This is a genomic window from Neobacillus vireti (assembly GCF_001026695.1).
Taxonomy (GTDB): Bacteria; Bacillota; Bacilli; order Bacillales; family Cytobacillaceae; genus Neobacillus; species Neobacillus vireti.
Map to the genome: position 1 here is coordinate 89,540 of NZ_LDNB01000007.1, position 22,941 is coordinate 112,480.

Sequence of the window (22,941 nt, forward strand, 5' to 3'; positions counted from 1 at the left end):
TGAAATCCGGTCGGAAGCAGGGAGGACCATCTCCCAAGGCTAAATACTCCCTAGTGACCGATAGTGAACCAGTACCGTGAGGGAAAGGTGAAAAGCACCCCGGAAGGGGAGTGAAATAGTTCCTGAAACCGTGTGCCTACAAGTAGTCAGAGCCCGTTTATGGGTGATGGCGTGCCTTTTGTAGAATGAACCGGCGAGTTACGATCCCATGCAAGGTTAAGTTGAAGAGACGGAGCCGCAGCGAAAGCGAGTCTGAATAGGGCGTTTTAGTATGTGGTCGTAGACCCGAAACCAGGTGATCTACCCATGTCCAGGGTGAAGTCCAGGTAACACTGGATGGAGGCCCGAACCCACGCACGTTGAAAAGTGCGGGGATGAGGTGTGGGTAGCGGAGAAATTCCAATCGAACTTGGAGATAGCTGGTTCTCTCCGAAATAGCTTTAGGGCTAGCCTCACGTTGTTAGAGTCTTGGAGGTAGAGCACTGTTTGGACTAGGGGCCCTCATCGGGTTACCGAATTCAGACAAACTCCGAATGCCAAAGACTTATCCGTGGGAGTCAGACTGCGAGTGATAAGATCCGTAGTCAAAAGGGAAACAGCCCAGACCACCAGCTAAGGTCCCAAAGTATACGTTAAGTGGAAAAGGATGTGGAGTTGCTTAGACAACCAGGATGTTGGCTTAGAAGCAGCCACCATTTAAAGAGTGCGTAATAGCTCACTGGTCGAGTGACTCTGCGCCGAAAATGTACCGGGGCTAAACGTATCACCGAAGCTGTGGATTGACATCGTAGATGTCAGTGGTAGGAGAGCGTTCTAAGGGCGTTGAAGCTAGACCGTAAGGACTGGTGGAGCGCTTAGAAGTGAGAATGCCGGTATGAGTAGCGAAAGATGAGTGAGAATCTCATCCACCGAATGCCTAAGGTTTCCTGAGGAAGGCTCGTCCGCTCAGGGTTAGTCGGGACCTAAGCCGAGGCCGAAAGGCGTAGGCGATGGACAACAGGTTGATATTCCTGTACCACCTCTTTATCGTTTGAGCAACGGGGGGACGCAGGAGGATAGGGTAAGCGCGCTGTTGGATATGCGCGTCTAAGCAGTTAGGCTGCTAATGAGGAAAATCCCATTACCGTGAAGGCTGAGCTGTGACAGCGAGGGAAATTTAGTACCGAAGTTCCTGATTCCACACTGCCAAGAAAAGCCTCTAGCGAGATAAAAGGTGCCCGTACCGCAAACCGACACAGGTAGGCGAGGAGAGAATCCTAAGGTGAGCGAGAGAACTCTCGTTAAGGAACTCGGCAAAATGACCCCGTAACTTCGGGAGAAGGGGTGCTCTTTAGGGTTCATAGCCCTGAAGAGCCGCAGTGAATAGGCCCAGGCGACTGTTTAGCAAAAACACAGGTCTCTGCGAAGCCGCAAGGCGAAGTATAGGGGCTGACGCCTGCCCGGTGCTGGAAGGTTAAGAGGAGGGGTTAGCTGCTAAGCGAAGCTCTGAATCGAAGCCCCAGTAAACGGCGGCCGTAACTATAACGGTCCTAAGGTAGCGAAATTCCNTACGCGAAGCTCTGAATCGAAGCCCCAGTAAACGGCGGCCGTAACTATAACGGTCCTAAGGTAGCGAAATTCCTTGTCGGGTAAGTTCCGACCCGCACGAAAGGCGTAACGATCTGGGCACTGTCTCAACGAGAGACTCGGTGAAATTATAGTACCTGTGAAGATGCAGGTTACCCGCGACAGGACGGAAAGACCCCGTGGAGCTTTACTGCAGCCTGATATTGAATTTTGGTACAGCTTGTACAGGATAGGTAGGAGCCTGAGAAGCCGGAGCGCTAGCTTCGGTGGAGGCGTCGGTGGGATACTACCCTGGCTGTATTGAAATTCTAACCCGCACCCCTGAATCGGGGTGGGAGACAGTGTCAGGCGGGCAGTTTGACTGGGGCGGTCGCCTCCTAAAGAGTAACGGAGGCGCCCAAAGGTTCCCTCAGAATGGTTGGAAATCATTCGCAGAGTGTAAAGGCACAAGGGAGCTTGACTGCGAGACCTACAAGTCGAGCAGGGACGAAAGTCGGGCTTAGTGATCCGGTGGTTCCGCATGGAAGGGCCATCGCTCAACGGATAAAAGCTACCCCGGGGATAACAGGCTTATCTCCCCCAAGAGTCCACATCGACGGGGAGGTTTGGCACCTCGATGTCGGCTCATCGCATCCTGGGGCTGTAGTCGGTCCCAAGGGTTGGGCTGTTCGCCCATTAAAGCGGTACGCGAGCTGGGTTCAGAACGTCGTGAGACAGTTCGGTCCCTATCCGTCGTGGGCGCAGGAAATTTGAGAGGAGCTGTCCTTAGTACGAGAGGACCGGGATGGACGCACCGCTGGTGTACCAGTTGTCTTGCCAAAGGCATCGCTGGGTAGCTATGTGCGGACGGGATAAGTGCTGAAAGCATCTAAGCATGAAGCCCCCCTCAAGATGAGATTTCCCATAGCGTCAAGCTAGTAAGAACCCTGAAAGATGATCAGGTTGATAGGTCAGAGGTGGAAGCNTCCCATAGCGTCAAGCTAGTAAGAACCCTGAAAGATGATCAGGTTGATAGGTCAGAGGTGGAAGCATGGTGACATGTGGAGCTGACTGATACTAATCGTTCGAGGACTTAACCAAATTTTTAAAGCGAACTCGTTTTTACAACACTTCTTCTGCATTATCTAGTTTTGAGGGAATGAAACCTCAAGTTCATATAGTCTGGCAGTAATGGCGAGAAGGTCACACCCGTTCCCATACCGAACACGGAAGTTAAGCTTCTCAGCGCCGATGGTAGTTGGGGCATGCGCCCCTGTGAGAGTAGGACGTTGCCAGGCACGAAAAAGGACAGCTGAATAGCTGCCCTTTTTTGTGTTTTTTTATAGGCCGTGTTAAAGAACATTCTTGCATTTTAGCACAATGTTGATTGGAGTGGAAGGCGCGAGACTCCTGCGGGATCAGCGGGACAGGTGAGACCCCGCAGGCGCTTTAGCGCCGAGGAGGCTCACGCCCGCCCCGCGGAAAGCGAAGCGCCTGGAACGGAAATCAACATTTTCTTTTAACACAGTCTTTTTATAAAAAACAAGACTAAACCGCGATTACTTAATCACCCTGCGTGCGGTTAGGTAATGTGTGTCGTACCAAGGATAAAACAACACTCTCGATACAACGCCTTGAGTCGGATTGGTGAAAATAACTTTATTATTTCCTCCGTAAATGGCGACGATATTAGGTGTATTTGAACCAATTGTGTTGGTGAAAAATACAAGATCCCCTTTTTTAAGGTTTGACCTTGACACAATGGTTCCTTTTTTAACGAGCTCGCTTAGGCTGCTGGTGCCAAGAGTGATTCCATTTTGTCCGTAAATGTAGTTCACAAATCCACCGTTTGTAAACGTTTTGGTTGCAGGGTTATTAACGTTATTGCTTACGGTGACATGTCCCTGTAATGTGTAAGCCGTGTTTACAATCTTATCCGCCGTTGAAAGCGGACTTGAAGGCATATAGCTTGGTATGACACGTCTTGCTCCGACAAAATTTTCTGTGTAGTAAGGTTTAGCAGTCATATCTGATATCACGATGTTTTGCGTCGGGTCAGCCATATGCAGAAGTTTGTTATTCCCCATATAAATCCCAATATGATCGGCGGGATTGCTGTCTGTCTTGTCCACATCAAAGAAAAACAAATCCCCTTTTTTAAGTTGATCTTTATTGACGGGCACACCGAGCTTTAACATGTAGTCCTCATTATAAGTTGCTAAATCTACCCCATTTTGTTTAAAGATAAAATCAATAAAAGTCGCACAAGAAAATTTGTAGGGATATGTAGTTTTATATTCAGCCCGACTATATGTTGCTTTTCCAATTAAACTAACCCCTGTTTTAATGATAGCATCAGCAATCTGATCGGCTGTTTGATTTGGACCGATAATTGGTGCTGCATTCACTTTGTTTTTTTCAAATACGATACCAAATGAACCACTTGTTAATAGAAAGACCCCTATTAAAACCAGAATAAATCTTTTCATCGTAACTCCTCCAAATAAAATAGTCGCACACTTATTGTGCAACAATTTGGCCAAGCAATTCATTGGAATTTCCACAGAGTACTATCTATGTAAAAGAATTGGAATTTTTTCGGAGGGTTACATAAGTTTACAAATACTTTAGGTGTTTGTACAATCCTCAGGATTAAAAATTCATACAATGAAAAAGTGAACCTAGAAAAACAGAGGTGAATAAATTTTGGTACGAATTGGTTTACTGCATCATCATCAGAATCCTAATGATTATAGTCCATTGTATGCTTATTGGCTAATTGCAAAAGCAGAAAGTGCGGATATCTTTTATTTCACTCCTTCACAGATGGATATAAAGAAACGGATTGTTCGCGGATTTGTTTATGAATATGGAGAATGGAGACAAAGGGATACAACTTTTCCAGATGTTATTTATAATTTAAGTTCACATTCTAAGAAGGAAATGTCCTTACTACATGATCTAATAAGGGACATTCCCATCTTAAATTTTCCTCTAGAAAATTGGCTTGATTTATATGAGACATTACAACATGAAGTTCAATTTAACCAAAATTTAATCCCAACTTACCCCATTAAAACTTCGGGAGATTTCTTTCGTATTTTAAATCAATACGGGAGAATTATCGTAAAGCCATTTGAAAGTAACAATAGTACAAACATGCTTCTTATCGAAAGGAAGGAGGAGACATGCTTTGTTTGGAAAGATGGACAACTATTGGAGAGGGACCCGGAACAGCTGCGAATTTTAATAAGACATAAAATTACAGAAGAACGCTTCTTTATTCAGCCTTACCTTTTATGTAACACTACTGAGGGAAATAGCTATAACCTTCAAATACAGCTTCAGAAAAATTTATTTAGTGAATGGACAGTAACCTCTATATCCCCAAAAATTGCACCCAAAGGAAGTATTATTACTAATATGAACTCCGGTGGATCTACTCAGGAAATTGAACCCTTTCTCAAACAACAGTTTGGGGAAAATCATTACAAAATCAAACAAAATATTGAGCACTTTGCTCTTCAATTTGCTTCGCAATTGGCGCAAATCAAAAAGGAGATATTCCAGTACACCCATGAACTCAATATAGATATAGTCATTGATGATTTACAGAAAATATGGGTATTTGATGTTAAATGCCCTTTAGGGGTTACTTCAATCAATTTTTCTGAGTTGAATCATATCAGAAATCATTTTTATTATGCTAATTATTACGCTAATATATAGGCTCTCGTCCCCCTCTCCCAACACCCCTCCTCATATAACCAAGGGATCGAAAAAACGGTCCCTTGGTCCTATCAGTAAAGGAATTTAGCCCTATGAAAAACATGATATGATAAAGAAGTAAAAATTTAGGAATACCAATTGTTAACATAAACCTAATTCCATTGGACGGTATTGCAGCTAGGAGACATCTATCTCCATACTCCATTAAACCTATACGCATTGTGAAAATATACTTTATACCGTAAGAATGCTAGAAAACTGGGGAGAGATTTACGTGATTTTAACATTATTTGACCGGAAGAAAGCACTCACGTATGTATTGCCGGAGCGAGTGACAGGTCGGTATGTGCTTTCTACGGAAGACGAAAGCGGCAGCAAAATCGAGCTGATGGCAGTTGAGGCTGAAGATGGACAATGGTTCATAAAGTCCAATAAATATGCGTTCTTAAGCAATGCCGAGGGGCAAAAGCTCAGCAAGCAGCCGATTGAACCTTTCAAAACCTATACGATTAAGCGGGAAAATGAAAAGCCGTCGCTTTTATATGCCGAGCCTGCGGAACCAGATCAATATGTATATACAAAGCACTACGTTACCACAAATGAAGTGAAAATCGGCAGGTCGAAAGACAGTCAAATTTGTTTCGCCAATAAATTAGTGTCCAATTCCCACTGTGTCATTGAATATGACAAAAACGGCAGAGCGGTTGTCCGTGATCTAAAAAGTTCCAATGGTACATATGTCAACGGAGAAAAGATCATCGAGCACACCCTTAAAATTGGCGATTGTATCTACATAATGGGGTTAAAAATTATTTACAACGGAAAACTGCTGTCGTTAAACAACCCGCATCAGCTAGTTCTTTTGGAGCGGAATGCGTTTCAGCCGTTCGCTGCCGAGCAGCCGAAAATAACGGAAGAGGAAGAGCTAGATGAATTTCAACAGGAAGAGGCAGCAGACGAGCTTTTTTACCGCTCTCCTCGTTTTAAAAGAGAAATCGCAACAGCCGAAATCAAAATTGATCCCCCGCCACAGCCAGCGAACCCAGAAGAAACCCCGTTGATGCTGCTATTAGGGCCGTCGCTCACAATGGGAATGGCCTCTTTATTTATGGGTCTGTTTACTTTACAAAATGTCATGTCATCAGATGGGAACATCATGCATGCGATGCCAATGTTGGTGATGTCCTTTAGTATGCTGGTGGGGACGATACTTTGGCCGATATTAACGAAACGGCATGAGAAAAAGACTAGGATTAAACAGGAAAAAATTAGACAGGAAAAATATCGCGCCTACTTAGTGGAAATGGCGAAGGTCATCGAAGAAGAACAGAAGCGGCAAAGCGTGATTTTGCATGAGAACCATGTCCCAATTGGGCATTGTATCGCAAGGATTCAAGCGCGGCAGCGAAACCTGTGGGAACGCACGCTTGGCCAGAATGACTTTTTAAAGCTTCGGTTAGGTCTTGGCAATATGCCGCTCAATGCTGACATCAAATTTCCGGAAAAACGCTTTACTCTTGAGGATGATGAGCTGCAAGTAGAGCTCTATAAACTGGCAGATATGCCTAAGGTGTTAACGGATGTACCCGTTACATTCTCACTCATGGAGGAAAAGGTCAGCGGGATTATTGGCAGCAGGGCAAAGGTAAAGGATTTTGTCGAGGGACTGATCTTTCAATTAACAGCCTTACATAGTTATGACGAATTAAAAATGGTGTTTGTTTACGATAAACGGGAACAAGACATATGGAATTTTGTGAAATGGCTGCCACATGTGTGGGATGATACGAAAACCATTCGCTTTATGGCCACTGATGCCAATGAATTAAAAGAGCTGTCAGCTATACTTGAAAAAGAACTTTCCCAGCGGCTAGAGCAAGCGGACGAATCAGCAGCACCGCACTTTGTTGTTTTTTCGATGGATAAAAATTTAGCAGCAAAAGCGGAAATGTTCACGATGATGTTACAAGCAAAACAGAATATTGGATTTAGCTTAATTACCCTTTATGAAGAATTGAAAAACTTGCCGAAAGAATGCTCAGCGGTCATTGAACTGGATGACGAAGCGGCAAAGATTTTTGATAAAGATGATATTACGGGTCAATATACGGCATTTCGCCCCGATATATATTTGCAGGAGGACCCGGAGAAGCTGGCGATTCAGCTTGCAAACATCAAGCTTTCTTCATTAAATAAGGCATATGCGCTGCCGGAGATGCTCACCTTTTTAGAAATGTTTGGTGTTAGTAAAATTGAGCATCTAAATGTGCTGACAAAATGGAAAGAAAATGATCCGGTGAAAACACTGGAAACACCTATCGGGGTCGATCAAGCGGGGGAATTATTCAAGCTCGATCTCCATGAAAAATTCCACGGTCCGCATGGACTGATTGCCGGGATGACCGGATCGGGGAAAAGTGAGTTTATCATGACGCTTATTATGTCTCTCGCGGTAAATTATCACCCGGATGAAGTGGCGTTTATTTTAATCGATTATAAGGGCGGCGGCATGGCGAATGCGTTTGTGAACCTGCCGCATTTAGCCGGAACAATCACCAACCTCGACGGTGCCGCTGTTAAACGTTCGCTGATTTCGATTCAAAGTGAGCTGAAGCGGCGCCAGGCGATTTTTAGCGAAACGAGCAAACGGGTGAATGAAAGCAATATCGATATTTATAAATACCAGAAGCTGTATCGGGAAGGCCGGGTTTCCGAGCCGCTGCAGCACTTATTGATAATTTCTGACGAATTTGCCGAGCTGAAGACCCAGCAGCCGGAATTCATGGCGCAGCTTGTCAGTGCAGCAAGGATTGGCCGCAGTCTCGGGATTCACTTAATTCTAGCGACGCAAAAGCCGTCCGGGGTTGTCGATGACCAGATTTGGAGTAACAGCAAATTTAGAATCAGCCTGAAAGTGCAGGAGAAGGCAGACAGCATGGAGGTCATTAAGCGGCCGGATGCTGCCGAGCTCTCGACAACTGGGCGCTTTTACCTCCAGGTTGGCTTCAATGAAGTGTTTATGCTCGGGCAGTCAGCCTGGGGCGGTGCGCCGTATTATCCAGAGGAAAAATTGGAAACTCGCCGTGATGACAGTATTGTCGTGATCGACAATATCGGCCGTGTTCTAAAGAGCGCCAGAATTGACAAGCGAAACACAATGATGAAAAACCCGCCAAAGCAATTGGATGAAATTACAAATTACCTAGCCCATTTGGCGTCTCAAGAACAGGTTAAGGTAAAACAGCTCTGGCTCGAGCCGATTCCAAGTCAAATCTATTTGGAGAAGTTGCAAGAAAAATACCGCGTGACGGGAGAACAAAGCTTTGTCTTAAATCCGCTGATTGGCGAGTACGATGACCCGGCAAATCAAAGCCAGCACATCCTGAGACTGCCGTTAACAGCGGAAGGGAACACCGTCCTTTATGGTGTCGCCGGAAGCGGAAAAACTAGCCTTTTGGCGACAATGATTTATTCACTCATGGAAGAGCACACGCCGGAAGAGGTTAATCTGTACCTATTAGATTTTAGCAGTGAAACATTAAGCTGGTTCAAAGAAGCGCCGCATGTCGGTGATGTCGTGCTGTCACATGAAAGCGAAAAGGTTAGCAATTTATTTAAAATGTTAACGAAGGAAATCGAACGCAGGAAAAAATTACTTTCCAATTATGGCGGCGATTTCGGCACTTACAATCACTCTGCCAATCAAGCGCTCGCTTCGATTGTTGTCGTGATACATAACTATGCTGCTTTTTCGGAGATGTATGAGGATTATGAAGAAGCCATTTCCTTCTTGACCCGTGAAGGACTCAAATACGGAATTTACTTTGTCGTCACCGCGGCAAACACGGGAGCAATCCGCTATCGTTTGCTGCAAAACTTTAAGCAGCTGTTAGTCTTGCAATTGAACGATACAACCGAATACTCAGGTGTATTGGGCAGTGTTGACGGGGTCTATCCTTCGAAGCATAAAGGCCGAGGCATTTTTAAAACGAGTAGTGTGTATGAATTCCAGACCGCCCTGATCACAGATGCGACAACGGATATGTATCGTTTTATGACCAATTATTGCTTGGAGAAAAGCAAGGGGTGGCATAAGGCGAGGGCAAGAAGGATTCCAATTCTTCCGGAAAAAGTCGATCGCGACTTTTTTGCCGCCGCTGAACTGAAAACCACTATGCCGGGAAAAGTGCCGGTAGCGGTTGAGAAAAACTCGCTGGCGATTTCTTATTATGACTTTAGCGACTCACTGGTCAATCTTGTCCTTACCAGCAGCAGTGATGAAGAATGCACTCAGTTTATCCAAGGTGCCGCCGAAGTGCTGGCGGCGAGCGGGAAGAGCGAAGTGATTGCGATTGACCCGCTTCATAACTTCCGGCCAGATTCGAACCGGAATTATCGCTATGTGACCGGGACCAATCCAATCGAAGAGACGGTTGTGTATCTATTCAACACCCTTGTCTACCGTAATAACACGACAAAGGATGCGATCGCGGACGGCGTAACGCCTCCGGTGTTTGAGCCCATTTTCTGTGTGATTGATTCGTTCATTGAGATGAATCTGGCGTTATCAGCAGATGGCAAGGATAAGCTGAAGGTGTTTTTAGAGAAGGGCAGCTCGCTCGCCGTCCATCTCATTATTGGCGACCAGGCCGACCGCATCAACTCGATATCCTATGAAAGCTGGTTTAAAAACCAAGTTTCACAAAGCGATGGAATTTGGGTTGGCAGCGGCATAACCGATCAATATGTATTGAAGACAAATAAGACCACTAGCGAAATGTATCAGGAAATACCGAACGACTTTGGTTATGTCATTAAAAAAGGGAAGCCGGTATTGGTGAAGCTGTTATCTTCAGCAGCTGCAAGCGAGGAGGAGTTAGTTTATGGATAAGGTATTAGTGGAAGTATTTATCCCTGCTGCCAATCAGTCATTTGATACCTTCCTCCCGCTCAAAAGCCCGCTTCACGAAGTTGTGCTGTTACTAGCGAATACGATGACCGAATTGTCGCAAGGGTATTTTACAGGAACGGAACAGACCATTCTTTGCAGCCGGTACACAGGGGAAATCTTTAATATTAACAGCACTGTTGAAGAACTCGGCTTCAAAAACGGGACAAAGCTGATGCTGCTTTGAAAAAAGAGCTTGGGAAGGAAGGTGTCCGATGAAAACCAATAAAAGGATTACGATGATCATCCTACTAATCCTTGTCGTGATAGGAGGAACGGGTTGTATGAGTTCAGAAGGAAATATTTTGAATTATTTGGAAGGTAAGTACGGTGAAAAGTTTGCTGTCGAAGGTAAACAAAAAGGCAGTCTCCTGTTTCCCAATATGTATGGGCGAGATAAGCTCTATGTTTATCCAGAGGGAAAACCTGAACAAATTTTTGAGGCGGGACAAAGTCAGTCAAAAGAGATTCATTATTATGATGGCTATATATCTGCCATTTGGGGTGATGAGCTAACGAAAAGCTTGAATGATCAATTAGAAAAATATCTGCCAAAAGAGAGCATTTATCGGGTTTTTGTTAATTCCTCAGAGGATGATGCTCGATTTAAGGACCTATCTCTTTATGATTATATTAAAAATGAAAACAATAAACTTATGGTTGTTTTAGAAGTTGCGATTAGAACGGATGGAGAACCTAACTTAGATGAATACAGTACTGGATTATATCAGGCTTTTGAAGTGATAAAAAATTTACAAACAAAATACTGTACTCTTTCTGTGGGATTTGTTGACAAATCTGAAGATAAAATGGCCGATTATATTAGAACCTCAAATGTTAATAATCTTCCTTGGTCCAACTTAGATGCGCAGGTTTACGGTTATTTAATGGTTGATGATCGATATAATTTTCATAGTCCGGAAGAATTAATGAAATATTATAAGGTAGCTGAGGAGTAATGAGATGTCATTATCTAAATTAACAGATGAGGAGAAATATTTACTGCTGCAGTTTTCCTACATAGATATACCAAGCTCGATATCAATTGATCCGGAAATCCATACTGATATCCAATCTTTACTTCCTAGAATGCTTGAAGCAAAGGGGGATTTAAAAGATAATGAATCCTTTCAAGCAATTTTGAAATATGTTAACGATCCAAAAGGCAGCAACCTGGCAAATATTCAATTAACAGGTTACCAAAACAACAACCCATCGTGGAAAGAGGCTTTTCAAGGTAAGTTTAATTCCGGCTTTGTCGGTTATGCTTTGCAGGATGAGGAAGGGAACGCCACCGCATTATTTAGAGGCAGTGAAAATCCCTTTAATCCACTGAATTTTTTGACAGACTGGACCTCCAATATTGAAGCAGGTATCGGCCAGGAAATCCAGCAGCAGAAAGAAGCAGTGCAATTCTATAAGGATTATATTTTAGGGGCCGAGGGCGACACCTTTGTCATGGGACACTCCAAAGGCGGAAATTTAGCCAATCATGTATTAGTTAATTATTTCAATAAAGATGAAAAACTCAAATCCTATGTTGTCAATGGCGCTCCGATTAACTGGTGGATTCTCTCAAAGGAACAGAAGGAGATTTTAAAAAGCGAGCGGAATGTGTTTATCGTTCATGAAGACGATGCGGTTTCACAGCTGGGGCATGTACCCTATGTAAACAAGACGGTAAAAACAAAGAATAAGATGGGTAAATTGGCAGTGATCTCAGCAGTCCTTGCTTATGGTGTCCTTGCCCTCGATGCCCATGACTTGAAGGCAGTTGAGTTTGATGAATTCGGAAACTTCATTGGGGCATCTGACGGGGCATCTGGCGGCCGAATGGCTGGAAACTTTGTTTTTTCCGGGATTATGCTTCCCTTATCCTTTGAGGCTCTTACGGATAAAGCAATGGCTTCCGTCAAACAGGCCGTGTTCCAAATGTTGATTGTTACAGGGGCAACAGCGGTGGAAATTAAGCACAAATTGGATGAGAAGCTGTTGCAAATCAAAATAGAGTGTATTCGTTATATTTTTACTGTTATGAAGGTTTCGCAGAAATTAAAGCAGGAATTAAGCCAATTTTTCGATCGATTCATCGATAAAGCAAAATCGTTTGCTGCACTGCTATGGGGGAAACTTACCGGCGGCCATGGTTTCGCAGTGGAGCCAATTCTAAAAGTCGATCTTTCGAGGCTCGCTTACTATTCTTCGAGATTGCAAGCATTGAAGCGTAGGACGCAGCACGTGAACAGCATGATTGATAGTTTGTATCTTGAAGCCGACCTGTTGGATTTAGGGCATGTGTTAAAGGCAGATATGCTCACGACCTTTCTTTTCAGACTCAATGATAATATCCAGTACCTTAACAGGACAATGGAATTATTGGAAAAAGGCGAGGCGGCATTACTGCAAAAAGCAGAAGCGATTCGCTAATTTTTTGGGGGTGTGTTTCTATGGATGCAAAGGTGAAAAATAAGATTAATAACATTATCGCCGAACTTAATGCCCTTGCCCGGGAGCTGGACGACATCTCCCAAGGTATTAACCGCGAATTCAAAGGGATAGGTGCCGTTAAATGCGCTTCAAGCCTGCAAAGCACGGCAGGGAAGTATCAGGCGGTTATTCAAGAATTAAGAAAGATGTAAGGAAAAGGGGTATTGGCTTTGAGCATTGTCCAGCTCCAGGGCGCTTGCGCTTTTCGTATTGAAAGGAGGTGATCAAAATGGCTCGATCGATTATGGTGGATCCGGCAAAGCTTGAAAAGGCAGCAACAGGCATTGATCAGCAGGCAGCTGATTATGAAAGACTCTATAAACAGTTGTTTACGGAAGTAGAGGCAATGGGTGCTGCTTGGCAAGGGGCAGATAATCTTGCTTACGTGACCCAAATCAAAGGCTTTACCGATGATTTCATGAAAATGAAGGCGAAAATGGATGAGTTCTCTCATTTCCTGAAGACATCAGCAAAAACATACCGCGAAACGCAAAATGAAGTTATTAGCGGTGCGAAACGATTATCGAACTAATTTTTTCTTTTCAACAAATGAGTGATTTTTAAAACAAGGGGGTGGACCTGATGACGATTGAGGGAGTTAAAATTTCACTTGGTGAGGTTAGTAAAACAGCCAACCAAATCAGAAATTTAAACAACAACTTGTATGTTAGATTACAAGATATTAAGAAAGAAATGAATGCGCTGAGCCAGACATGGAATAGTGATGCATCCAATACGATTCGTGCCAATTTCAACGCATTTTCAACACGGTTTGATAACTATCGTGAAGTGGTGGAAAGTTACTCGAAATTTTTAGATGTGACAGTCACCAACTACGATGCCACAGAAGCGGCGATTAACAATAACGCCAGCCAATTTAAGTAACCGTTAAATCCATGGAAGGGCAAAGCTGTCATGAGCAAGCTGCCCTTCCCTGCTAATAGGAATCCAACAAAAGGGGTCGGACAGCCTTGATCAAACAAATGAATTTAAATGTGGAAAATTGCCGTGAATACTTATTTTTTAAGGTGAACGGCGAAATAGAAGTGGCCACGAATGAAATTGGCTTGCTGGAAAATAGCCAAGTCTTCGGTTTGCTGTCGATGGTTGTCATCGAAAAAGAGAAGGATGTTTATTTTAGGTATGATTTGTCTGCATGGGAAAATATCAGACCACTATTTTTTAAAGGATTCTCCAAGGAACGGTTACACAAATTTCTAATAGATATAGTAGAAACCCTTCTTCATTCAAAAAAAATCGGTCTGCAGCTCGGTAATATTGTCGCGGATAAAAGATACATCTATATTGACCCATTATCGGGAAGGCCGTTATTTTTCTATATGCCGATTAAAAATAACCAATATGAAACCGGCACCGTAAAGGATTTTTTAATAAGTTTACTTTGGATGGCACCGTATGACGAGGAGGACGATTTGTCTTTCTTTATGAAAATTCATAATTACCTTGTTCAGGCAGAGGAGATTGATTTGCTGGACTTTAAAGAAACGCTAGGGGCGCTTGCGAGTGTTCCGGACGAGTCTGAACAGCCGCAAGATGGAAATAGGAAGCCCGAGGGGAAAGAATCAACTGGCAGTTCCTCCGGAAAAAGCTCCCCTTCAAGGCCGGCAAAAAAGCAGCCTGCTGGCAAAAAGACTAGTTTCTATAGTCCTGGCAAAGGTGAAGTTCTTCTTGAAGATCAAAATGAGGGCCTCGTCTCACATAATCGGAGTGTGACGCAAGATAAGCAAACAGGCCAAAAGCTTGAAATTGAGGAAGAAATTCAATACAAACGGGTAACAAGAACGGAGCTCGGGGAAACACGGGCCGCTAGGGAAGTGGCGGCAGCGTTGGCTGCGACTCAAATTAATGTCGTTCCCCGTAATGGTCAAGGAATTTCCGTTGAAATTGAACATCAGGATGAAGGAACAACCGTTTTAGGTGTGGCTGACGAACAATCCCGCGTTATAGCTGTGGCTGATGAAGGCACGACTACTCTGGGAATCGATGCTCCCCAGCCGTTCCTGTTAACTGTTGTGAATCGCGAGAAAATCGGGATTGCTAAGGATGTATTTAAGCTTGGCCGTGATGCTAAAAATGTCGACTATATTTCTAATAATAAAGCGGTTGGCCGTGTTCATGCCCATATCCTGACAGAGGACGGCGAGTACTATTTGAAGGACAACCGCTCGACAAACGGAAGCTTTGTCAACGATATCAAGCTCGCCAGGAATCAAAAGGTGAAAATCAAGCATGACGACCGCATCACGCTTGCCAACGAAGAGTTTATTTTTAAGGTGTTTTAAGATTCGCCGATAGAACTGCGAAACTCGCCGATAGAACTGGAAAAATCGCCGATAGATCCAATAATTCGCTTAAGAAAGGCGGTGAATGCATGTCATTTCAAATTGCTTATCATACAGACGCTGGAATTAGAAAGAAAACGAATCAAGATGCCTTGCTAATTAAAACAGCAAAGTCGCCAAAGGGAAGAGTCGGTCTGTTTGCCGTTTGTGATGGTATGGGCGGGCTCAGCCAAGGCGAATTGGCGAGTGCCACTGTCATCAATGGGATGTCGGACTGGTTTGAAACGGAGCTTCCCGAGCTGCTCCTGTCAGACAACGAGCAAATCGATACAGACATCCAGCAGCAGTTAGTGGACAGTGTAAAGGCGCTGAATCAAAAAATTTTAGCGTACGGAGAAGCCGAAAATATTAAGCTGGGAACGACTATCACAGCGTTACTGATAATTGATTCCGATTATTTCCTTTTACAGGTCGGCGACAGCAGAGCCTACCGGATTCGAGAGGACCTTTTTCAATTAACGAACGATCAAACTCTAGTGGCCCGGGAGCTTGAACGCGGCAATATTACCGAAGAGCAAGCGGAAATCGATCCGCGCCGCAATATCTTGCTGCAATGTGTCGGTGCCTCGCAGGAGCTAGACCCTGCCATATCACAAGGTGAAGTAAAAGAAGGTGATCTGTTCATGCTCTGCACGGATGGCTTTTACCATGAAATCAGCGAGGAAGAGATATTCACCAGTCTCAGACCGGACCGTTTTTCAAAAGAGAAGCAGATGAAGGAAACGCTTGTCAGGCTGGTCGACCTGGTAAAGAAACGTAAGGAAAAAGATAATATTTCCGTATTAATAACGAAAGTAACTGCGGGTGAAGTATCTTGATTAAAATCGGCACCATTATTGATGAACGTTATGAAATTTTAAAAGAAATCGGCCGCGGCGGCATGAGTATTGTTTATCTTGCAATGGATAACAGGCTCAAGAAATCGCTGGTCATAAAGGATATTCGCAAACGAGCCAATAAGAATGACGAATTACTTGTTAACAGTCTTGTCGTTGAGGCGAATATGCTAAAAAGATTGGACCACGGCGCCTTGCCGCGCATTTATGATGTAATTGACCGCCAAGGCGAAATTTACGTGGTGATGGATTATATTGAAGGCGAATCTCTGAAGGAGAAGCTGCATCGTGAAAAAACGGCTTCCGCTGATGAGGTCATCGATTGGGCGAAGCAGTTAAGTGATGTCCTCGGCTACTTACATACGAGAAAGCCAAATCCGATTATTTATCGCGATATGAAGCCCGATAATATTATGCTGACCCCTGAGGGGAAAATCAAGCTGATTGACTTTGGGATTGCGAGGGAGTTTAAGACTGAAAATACGACCGATACCACGAACCTCGGCACAAAAGGGTATGCCGCTCCCGAGCAGATATCCGGTGCACAGACGGATGCGCGAACCGATATTTATAGTTTAGGTGTGACCCTCTACCATTTGGTGACGGGAAAAACCTTAAGTGATCCGCCCTATGAATTAAAGCCGATTCGAACTTGGAATTCTTCTCTGCCGGAGGGGCTTGAACATATTATTGCAAAATGTACTCAGGCAGAGCCGGGGAATCGTTATCAAAGCTGTGAAGAGCTAACCTATGATCTTGTGAACATCAACAAATTAACTCAGGGCTATAAACGGAAGCTTTTTAAAAAATTGGCTGTTTTCCTGATTCCGGGCGTTCTGTTCCTCGGATTTTCGACGACCTCTGTCATGGGCTATAAAGGGATGAAGAATGAACAGCTCCAGGATTATATGAGTTTAATTAATGACGCAAACGGCTATCTCCAAAACGGCCGCGATGCAGATGCTATTAAAATTCTTGAAAATGCGATTAAGCTTGATAAGAGCAAGGCGATGGCCTATAACAATTTACTAGATATCTATATTCGTAGAGGAGAAGCAGATAAAGGACTTTCGAATCTTGAACGATATATCGATGAAGGCTATGGCAATGTTGACAGAAATAACGAGGTTCTGTTCAAAGTAGGGATGACATATTTCGATGTCGAAAAGGATTATTTCCGCGCTAAGGAATTTTTTAACAAGGTGGAGGTAAAGGCAAAGCCGGAGGTCGAGTACTACAGGTCTTTAGCTACAACAATGGGGAGTTTAGACATTGACTATAAAAAGTTTGCCCATGACTTAGACGATTTTGAAGCATTCACCGATAAAGCGCGCAATGATGCTAAAAAAATTGCCAACTACAATTCATTAGCGAATATTTACTTATCATATAAAGGTCAAATTCCGAATGCGAACACGAGGGCGATTCAACTAATCGACAGGGCCAACAGTGTGTTATCGAAATTGGATGATGATTTCTTGGCTGACAAATATGCCCGGGATTTTGAACTGAAATTAGCACAGGCCTATTACAGCAAAGGCATTAATTCAGTGGATAAAACGGCAGCCACTGAGGACTTTGAGGAAGCAATCAGCCATTACACCAATCTCCTTGATGATGGCAACGATATGAATCAAGAGGAGTACATGATTAAAATCGGGACGATTTATCAGGAAATGCGCAAGTCGGAGCAGGCGGTTGAACAATTTGAGGATACGATCAAGCATTTTCCCGCAAGTCTTGATGCTTATATTAAACTAGGAAACTTACTCCTTGATATCGAGCAGCCGAAAGAAGAGGCTAGAAGGAATTATGCGGACGCATTAAAGGTGTACGAGCAGGCAGCAAAATTAAAGGATGCTGTCAAGGATGAGGGCTTTATAAAGCTGAGAAAAAGGTATATGAATTTGAATCTGGTAGGGCAGGGGGGATAAAGGTGGAATATCAAACAATCTTTTATGGCGGCCTTGCCGGTGCCTTCCTCTCGCTCATGATCTCGATTTTCCTTTTTATTAAATTAAATATTTCAGAAGTGATCGAGGATTTAACCGGATTTAGTTTCAATAAATGGATCAAAAAGCTGAAGGGCCGCGGCCGTTCTAAACGCGAACAAAGTGTTAAACCAATCACTCGGGAGATTCAGCCCCGCCGCGATGTCGAAATGGAAGTGGCGATCACCATTGGTCGTGTTGATGCAACGGAACTTCTGGCAGCAGTAGCTGACGATGACGAAACGGAACTGTTGGCGTCAGCTGACGCAGATCCGCCTGGGCTTTTAGCCGCAGCACCAGACACCGATGAAACCGAACTATTGGCAGCAGCACCGGACACCGATGAAACCGAACTATTGGCAGCAGCACCAGGCACCGATGAAACTGAACTTTTGGCAGATGACGCAGCGGCAACAGAGTTATTATCTATCGAGAATGACGAAACGGTGCTGCTGGATGTAGCGACAGAGGAAACGACCGTATTAACAGGACCAGATTCAGAAAGCGAATTTATTATAGAGCGTGACGTTGTTATCGTTCATACGAATGCAACCATAAAAGGAGACTAATAAGATGGGAGAACTGATTAATAAAAGCTATAAGCAGAATAAATGGTTCGTATGGATTAGCTTTGCCATCATCTTGCTCAGCTTTGTACTTTTGTTTACAAACCATGCCCGATCTCAGAACGAAACGAGCAGATATATAAAGTTGAACGGCAAAACGTGGGAGATCGATAAGGACCCGAAGCCGGAATGGTTTACGAACCAACAAGAGATGGTGACTTTTACAATCGATTTGAAAGAGGATTATCAAAACTATCTAAGCTCGATTGAGAAGCCTGATGATGAGGGAACGGAAGGACCAGCACCGGCGCCTGGCGATGATGGAACAGAAGATCCGGCACCGCCGCCAGCATCAGCACCGGCCGATGTCGCACAGCCCTTTACCATCGGCGCAACATACGATGGAAAAGCGGCAAACACCATTAAGGTAAGCAAAATCAATGAGGATGCTATTTTTAAAGGAGAGTATAAGGTTGAGGTGTCTTTGCCTTCGCAAAAAGATGGCCGGTTAGATGTAACTGTTGATTTTTCCGAAAATACATGGGGATTTTCAGGAAAACCGGCAAGCTTCAGCATTGAAAGAGATACCGTCAAGCCGAAACTCAAGCTCTCCGGGATTAACAAATCCCTCTATACAGATCAGGTTGAGTTAAATCTCCTCGTAACGGAGAAAAATTATCTCCATGAAGATGTTACTGTTCTCGTTGTTACGGATGATGAAGAGGGGCAAGGGCAGCCGGCTGAAATTAGCTGGGATGAGAAAAACGCTAATAAAGGAACAGTCCCGTTTACCGATTCCGGGAAATACAGTGTTACCGCCTTCCTTGTCGATAAAGCCGGCAACGAAAGCGACAAAGAATCAGTTACGTTTACGATCGATAAAGGCGATCCGAAAATGTCCGGAGTCGAGAAAGACGGGTTATACAATCGGGATGTCGCGATCATGTTTGAGGATGACGGACGCATTACAAAGGCAGTTGCCACATTGGTGCGGACGTATAACGGCGAACGCTTTGAACAGGAAATCGATTTTACCCCGAAACATCTTAGCTGGCGGTTGAATAGAAAAGCCGAACTCACTTTGAAGGAAGAAGGCTCTTACGAAGGAACGGTCACGATTACTGATAATCAGGGACAGGAATTTAGCTATCAGCTCTCATTTATGATTGATAAAACCGCACCCGTGATTTCGGTTACAGGAGTGGAGCACCAGCAGAAATATAACGAGAAAAAAGCAGTTGAAATCAACATGACGGAAGACCTTAAGCTTAATCCGGAAGCATCGGAAGTGAGCCTGCAAAAGAAATCGATCGGCGGCAAGCTTGAAAACCAATCGTTGAGTCTGGACTATTCTGAGGATGGCAAGACGGCCACCGTAAAACAAGAGGTCGAAGATGGCATTTATGAGTTGACGATTCTAGCAAGCGATAGTGCCGGCAATAAAACGAAGAAAACGGTTCAGTTTACCATTGACAGACAAAAGCCTGAGCTTGAGGTGCTTATCGATGGAAAGGCCGTAACGGATCAAAAGCATTATGCCAGTGGACAGCTTAGTGTCAAGGTTACCGATTTGACATTAGATATAAACAAAACGACCTTGACAATCAATAGTAAAAAAGTGCCCCTGATAGTAGATAAATCAGGGACGAATGCTGTATTAAAACAAGATATGATATTAGCTGATGATGATTACCAACTTTCCTTAAGCTCGGCTGACGGATTAGAAAATGGTGAATCGCTCGGACCGCTAACTTTTGTTGTGGATACCGGAGCACCAGAAGTGGCGCTAACCGGAATCGAACCGGGTGCTTTTGTTAAAAACGGAACGCTTACGATCCATGTAAAGGAAAAAAATTATCAAACTAATCTCGTTACTTATAAGGTAGAAAAACGGAATGACGACGGTCAATACGCGGCCTATCAGGACGAGCGCTTCGCTAATTGGGAAAATACAGCTGAAAATTCCACTCTGGCACTGCCATTTGGGACGAATGAAACGGCAGATAGCCGCTATGATGGGGAATATCGTGTGACTGTAACAGCGAAGGATGCTGCCGGACATGAAGTGGAACAAACCGTTCAATTTACGATTGATGCGACGGCCCCGGTTGTGGCAACGGAATTAAGCTCAGAGTTTAATAAAGGGCATTACGCTCAGTCTGGAACGGTTTCCATCATCGTCGATGAGCCGCAAGAGAATTTTGAGACGAACGATGTCAGGATTGATATTAAGAAAAAAGACGGTACCTTGTTTAAACCGGCAGAGGGCATCAGCGGAACCTGGACACAGAGTCCGACGCGGGCCGTTTACCGGATTGTTTTTACGAAAGATGCTGTAGACAATGAAGGCGATTATCTAGTTACAGTTGATGCCAAGGATAAGGCGGGGAATGCAGCCGAGCAAAAATCGATTGGTTTCACAATTGACCACAGTGCCCCAGTGTTAGCCATCGATCCTGAATTTTCCGACAAGGTTTATTTTAATAAAAATACAAGTTTTAATTTTAAAATAACCGATCCGAACATCGATTTAACCGGTAATGAGTTAACAGTTCTGAAGGATGGTTCTGTTTTTTCAAAGGTTGGTAACATTAAGCTGCAGGCTGGTTCCAGTGATACAGGAGTTGGCGCCTATACGTTTAACGAGGATGGCGATTACTCGGTAACGCTTGCTTCGACTGATAAGGCTGGCAATAAAGGCGCCAAAGTGGTCAGGGATTTCATCATCGACCAAACCGCGCCGAAGTTGACCATTTCCGGGGTAGACATTAATCCGAACAATCACCATTATTATCCTGAGCCAAAGCAAATCAGAATTGCAGTTGAAGATCGAAATTTTGCCTTAGCTGATATCGACCTTAAGGTAACAAAAGATGGTGTCACGGTTCCGATGGGAGAATGGAATACAGGATACGAATTCACCAAGACAGGCCGCGTACTTGTCAAGGCACTGTTGGCAAAGACACTCAGCGGAGACGGCGACTATACGATTTCCCTAAGTTTGAAAGACAAAGCCGGCAACCGTTCGACGATTCCGCCATTTGGCTTTACGATTGACCAAACAAAGCCAACCATTGAGATTCAAGGGGTAGAACAAGATGCCTACTATAATACCGATAAGCAAATGGATGTAACGATCAAGGATAAAAACTTGAAACTGAACACGATTCAGGTGACAAGGGACGGCAGCAGCTACAATGCCGGAAGCTTCCGCGTAAATGGCGATACAGCTGTGCTAAGCCATTTGTTTAGCAAGGAAGGCATATATGAAGTCCTTGTCGAAGCGGTTGACCAGGCAGGCAACAGCTTTAGCCGTAAGGTGAAATTTACGATTGATAAAACGGCGCCAGTCATCACGGCTAAATTTAAGGGTGAAAATCGGGTGATTCAAGACGGGGAGTTTATTAATAAAATCTTCACGCCGCAATTTGTCTTGGATCAGCCAGAAGATTCGATTGTCTCTGTTACGCTAAACGGCGGGGCGAATATCAACGGTCATATTCCAATCGCGGCAATAGAAACGAAATACAGCTATCATATTGCTGCCAAGGATAAAGCCGGAAACGAAGCGACGTTAGATATTAGCTTTACTTTAGATACGACAAGACCGGAATTAACCATTTCAGGGATAGGAGATGGCTTCTTTAATATGAATCTCACGCCATGGGTAAGGTACTCCGATAAGAATTTAGATGAGAGCCATTCAACGGTAACCCTTAATGGCGGCGAATTTAAAAATCGCCAAGAGCTTGAAAACGAACGCGATTATGTGTTAAAAGCGAACATTTTCGATAAAGCAAAGAATGTCAATGCCCAAACTGTTGTCTTTACGATTGATAAAACAGCGCCGAAGATTACCTTTAAGGAGCCGATTTCCAGTCAGTATTTTAATAAGAGCATCATCCCTGGTCTTATTATTGAAGACTTGAGTGATTACGATATTATTTCCCTGACTTTAAACGGTGAGCCGTATACAATCGGTACGCCGATTGAAACGGATGGGAAGCATGTTCTTTTCATTGAGGCGAAGGATAAAGCCGGGAATATTCAGCAGATGAGTGTTGAATTTATTATTGATAGAACGCCTCCAAAGGCAATTTTCGAAGGCGTAAAGGAAAAGAAGAAGTATTACGAAGCGGTAAAGGTCGGAATCCGTCTTGATAATCCGGAGGATACGATCAAATCCATCACAGTGAATGGTGAGTCCTTTACTGGTGATGCGGTGACAAGAGATGGCTTTCAAGTGATTAAAACAACGCTTAAAGAGATCAAGCCCTATGAAATTAAAGTCCTTGCAGCCGATCAGGCGGGAAATGAGAGCACTTCAACGCTTTCATTCGAAATCGCCGAAAAGAGTGCACTCGTCAAATACTACGAAAACAAACCACTCTTCGCCGGCTCCATCGCCGGAATTGCACTACTCCTAACAGCAGGCGGTGCAGTCATCGTCAGAAGAAGGAAAAGTGTGGAATAAGG

The 22,941-nt window shown here is 44.0% G+C and carries 14 protein-coding genes and 2 rRNA genes (1 of these 16 running past the window's edge); 15 read left to right on the plus strand and 1 reads right to left on the minus strand.

Annotated features, from left to right (window positions below; all coding sequences use genetic code 11):
• Positions 1-2,646: ribosomal RNA gene (locus tag AA980_RS27575) — 23S ribosomal RNA — on the plus strand (it extends 471 nt beyond the left edge of the window).
• Between the two features lie 80 nt (positions 2,647-2,726).
• A 5S ribosomal RNA gene (gene rrf / locus AA980_RS07715) occupies positions 2,727-2,843 on the plus strand.
• A gap of 261 nt (positions 2,844-3,104) precedes the next feature.
• Here rrf and AA980_RS07720 read toward each other — a convergent pair.
• Positions 3,105-4,034 carry a C40 family peptidase gene (locus tag AA980_RS07720; protein ID WP_024027625.1) on the minus strand — a complete coding sequence of 310 codons (930 nt, stop codon included), beginning with the start codon at positions 4,032-4,034 and terminating at the stop codon, positions 3,105-3,107.
• Between the two features lie 217 nt (positions 4,035-4,251).
• Here AA980_RS07720 and AA980_RS07725 point away from each other — a divergent pair, with 217 nt between their 5' ends.
• The 13 genes from AA980_RS07725 (at position 4,252) to AA980_RS07785 (ending at position 22,939) form a co-directional block, all read left to right on the plus strand.
• Positions 4,252-5,274, plus strand: a complete 1,023-nt coding sequence (locus AA980_RS07725; RefSeq protein ID WP_024027626.1) for a YheC/YheD family protein — start codon at positions 4,252-4,254, stop codon at positions 5,272-5,274.
• Positions 5,275-5,548: 274 nt separating this feature from the next.
• Positions 5,549-10,165 carry a type VII secretion protein EssC gene (essC, locus tag AA980_RS07730; RefSeq protein ID WP_024027627.1) on the plus strand — a complete coding sequence of 1,539 codons (4,617 nt, stop codon included), beginning with the start codon at positions 5,549-5,551 and terminating at the stop codon, positions 10,163-10,165.
• The gene (locus AA980_RS07735; protein ID WP_024027628.1) at positions 10,158-10,409 is read left to right on the plus strand and encodes a hypothetical protein; all 252 of its coding nucleotides are present in this window, start codon (positions 10,158-10,160) and stop codon (positions 10,407-10,409) included. The genes essC and AA980_RS07735 overlap by 8 nt, the downstream gene beginning before the upstream one ends.
• A gap of 28 nt (positions 10,410-10,437) precedes the next feature.
• The gene (locus tag AA980_RS07740; protein WP_152681108.1) at positions 10,438-11,181 is read left to right on the plus strand and encodes a hypothetical protein; all 744 of its coding nucleotides are present in this window, start codon (positions 10,438-10,440) and stop codon (positions 11,179-11,181) included.
• Positions 11,182-11,185: 4 nt separating this feature from the next.
• Positions 11,186-12,649: an Mbeg1-like protein gene (locus AA980_RS07745; protein WP_024027630.1), complete on the plus strand. Its 1,464-nt coding sequence runs from the start codon at positions 11,186-11,188 to the stop codon at positions 12,647-12,649.
• Positions 12,650-12,669: 20 nt separating this feature from the next.
• Positions 12,670-12,861, plus strand: coding sequence for a hypothetical protein (locus AA980_RS07750; RefSeq protein WP_024027631.1), 192 nt, complete (start codon positions 12,670-12,672; stop codon positions 12,859-12,861).
• A gap of 77 nt (positions 12,862-12,938) precedes the next feature.
• Positions 12,939-13,241, plus strand: a complete 303-nt coding sequence (locus AA980_RS07755) for a WXG100 family type VII secretion target (protein WP_024027632.1) — start codon at positions 12,939-12,941, stop codon at positions 13,239-13,241.
• A gap of 50 nt (positions 13,242-13,291) precedes the next feature.
• Complete coding sequence (locus AA980_RS07760) at positions 13,292-13,594, plus strand: pore-forming ESAT-6 family protein (protein ID WP_024027633.1); 303 nt, start codon at positions 13,292-13,294, stop codon at positions 13,592-13,594.
• 86 nt (positions 13,595-13,680) lie between these two features.
• Positions 13,681-15,012 (plus strand): FHA domain-containing protein, encoded by a 1,332-nt coding sequence (locus AA980_RS07765; protein ID WP_024027634.1) that lies wholly within the window; start codon positions 13,681-13,683, stop codon positions 15,010-15,012.
• Between the two features lie 89 nt (positions 15,013-15,101).
• Positions 15,102-15,890 carry a PP2C family protein-serine/threonine phosphatase gene (locus tag AA980_RS07770; protein ID WP_024027635.1) on the plus strand — a complete coding sequence of 263 codons (789 nt, stop codon included), beginning with the start codon at positions 15,102-15,104 and terminating at the stop codon, positions 15,888-15,890.
• The gene (locus tag AA980_RS07775; protein WP_024027636.1) at positions 15,887-17,842 is read left to right on the plus strand and encodes a serine/threonine-protein kinase; all 1,956 of its coding nucleotides are present in this window, start codon (positions 15,887-15,889) and stop codon (positions 17,840-17,842) included. The genes AA980_RS07770 and AA980_RS07775 overlap by 4 nt, the downstream gene beginning before the upstream one ends.
• Positions 17,843-17,844: 2 nt before the next feature.
• Positions 17,845-18,468 carry a hypothetical protein gene (locus tag AA980_RS07780; RefSeq protein WP_024027637.1) on the plus strand — a complete coding sequence of 208 codons (624 nt, stop codon included), beginning with the start codon at positions 17,845-17,847 and terminating at the stop codon, positions 18,466-18,468.
• A gap of 4 nt (positions 18,469-18,472) precedes the next feature.
• The gene (locus tag AA980_RS07785; protein WP_024027638.1) at positions 18,473-22,939 is read left to right on the plus strand and encodes an Ig-like domain-containing protein; all 4,467 of its coding nucleotides are present in this window, start codon (positions 18,473-18,475) and stop codon (positions 22,937-22,939) included.
• Positions 22,940-22,941: the final 2 nt, after the last annotated feature.

What these genes read in the sequence shown, in the direction of transcription:
- AA980_RS07785 (WP_024027638.1), top strand. Translation starts at nt 18,473, where the DNA reads ATGGGAGAACTGATTAATAAAAGCTATAAGCAGAATAAATGGTTCGTA.
- AA980_RS07720 (WP_024027625.1), bottom strand. Translation starts at nt 4,034, where the DNA reads ATGAAAAGATTTATTCTGGTTTTAATAGGGGTCTTTCTATTAACAAGT.
- AA980_RS07755 (WP_024027632.1), top strand. Translation starts at nt 12,939, where the DNA reads ATGGCTCGATCGATTATGGTGGATCCGGCAAAGCTTGAAAAGGCAGCA.
- AA980_RS07745 (WP_024027630.1), top strand. Translation starts at nt 11,186, where the DNA reads ATGTCATTATCTAAATTAACAGATGAGGAGAAATATTTACTGCTGCAG.
- AA980_RS07760 (WP_024027633.1), top strand. Translation starts at nt 13,292, where the DNA reads ATGACGATTGAGGGAGTTAAAATTTCACTTGGTGAGGTTAGTAAAACA.
- AA980_RS07750 (WP_024027631.1), top strand. Translation starts at nt 12,670, where the DNA reads ATGGATGCAAAGGTGAAAAATAAGATTAATAACATTATCGCCGAACTT.
- AA980_RS07735 (WP_024027628.1), top strand. Translation starts at nt 10,158, where the DNA reads ATGGATAAGGTATTAGTGGAAGTATTTATCCCTGCTGCCAATCAGTCA.
- AA980_RS07770 (WP_024027635.1), top strand. Translation starts at nt 15,102, where the DNA reads ATGTCATTTCAAATTGCTTATCATACAGACGCTGGAATTAGAAAGAAA.
- AA980_RS07740 (WP_152681108.1), top strand. Translation starts at nt 10,438, where the DNA reads ATGAAAACCAATAAAAGGATTACGATGATCATCCTACTAATCCTTGTC.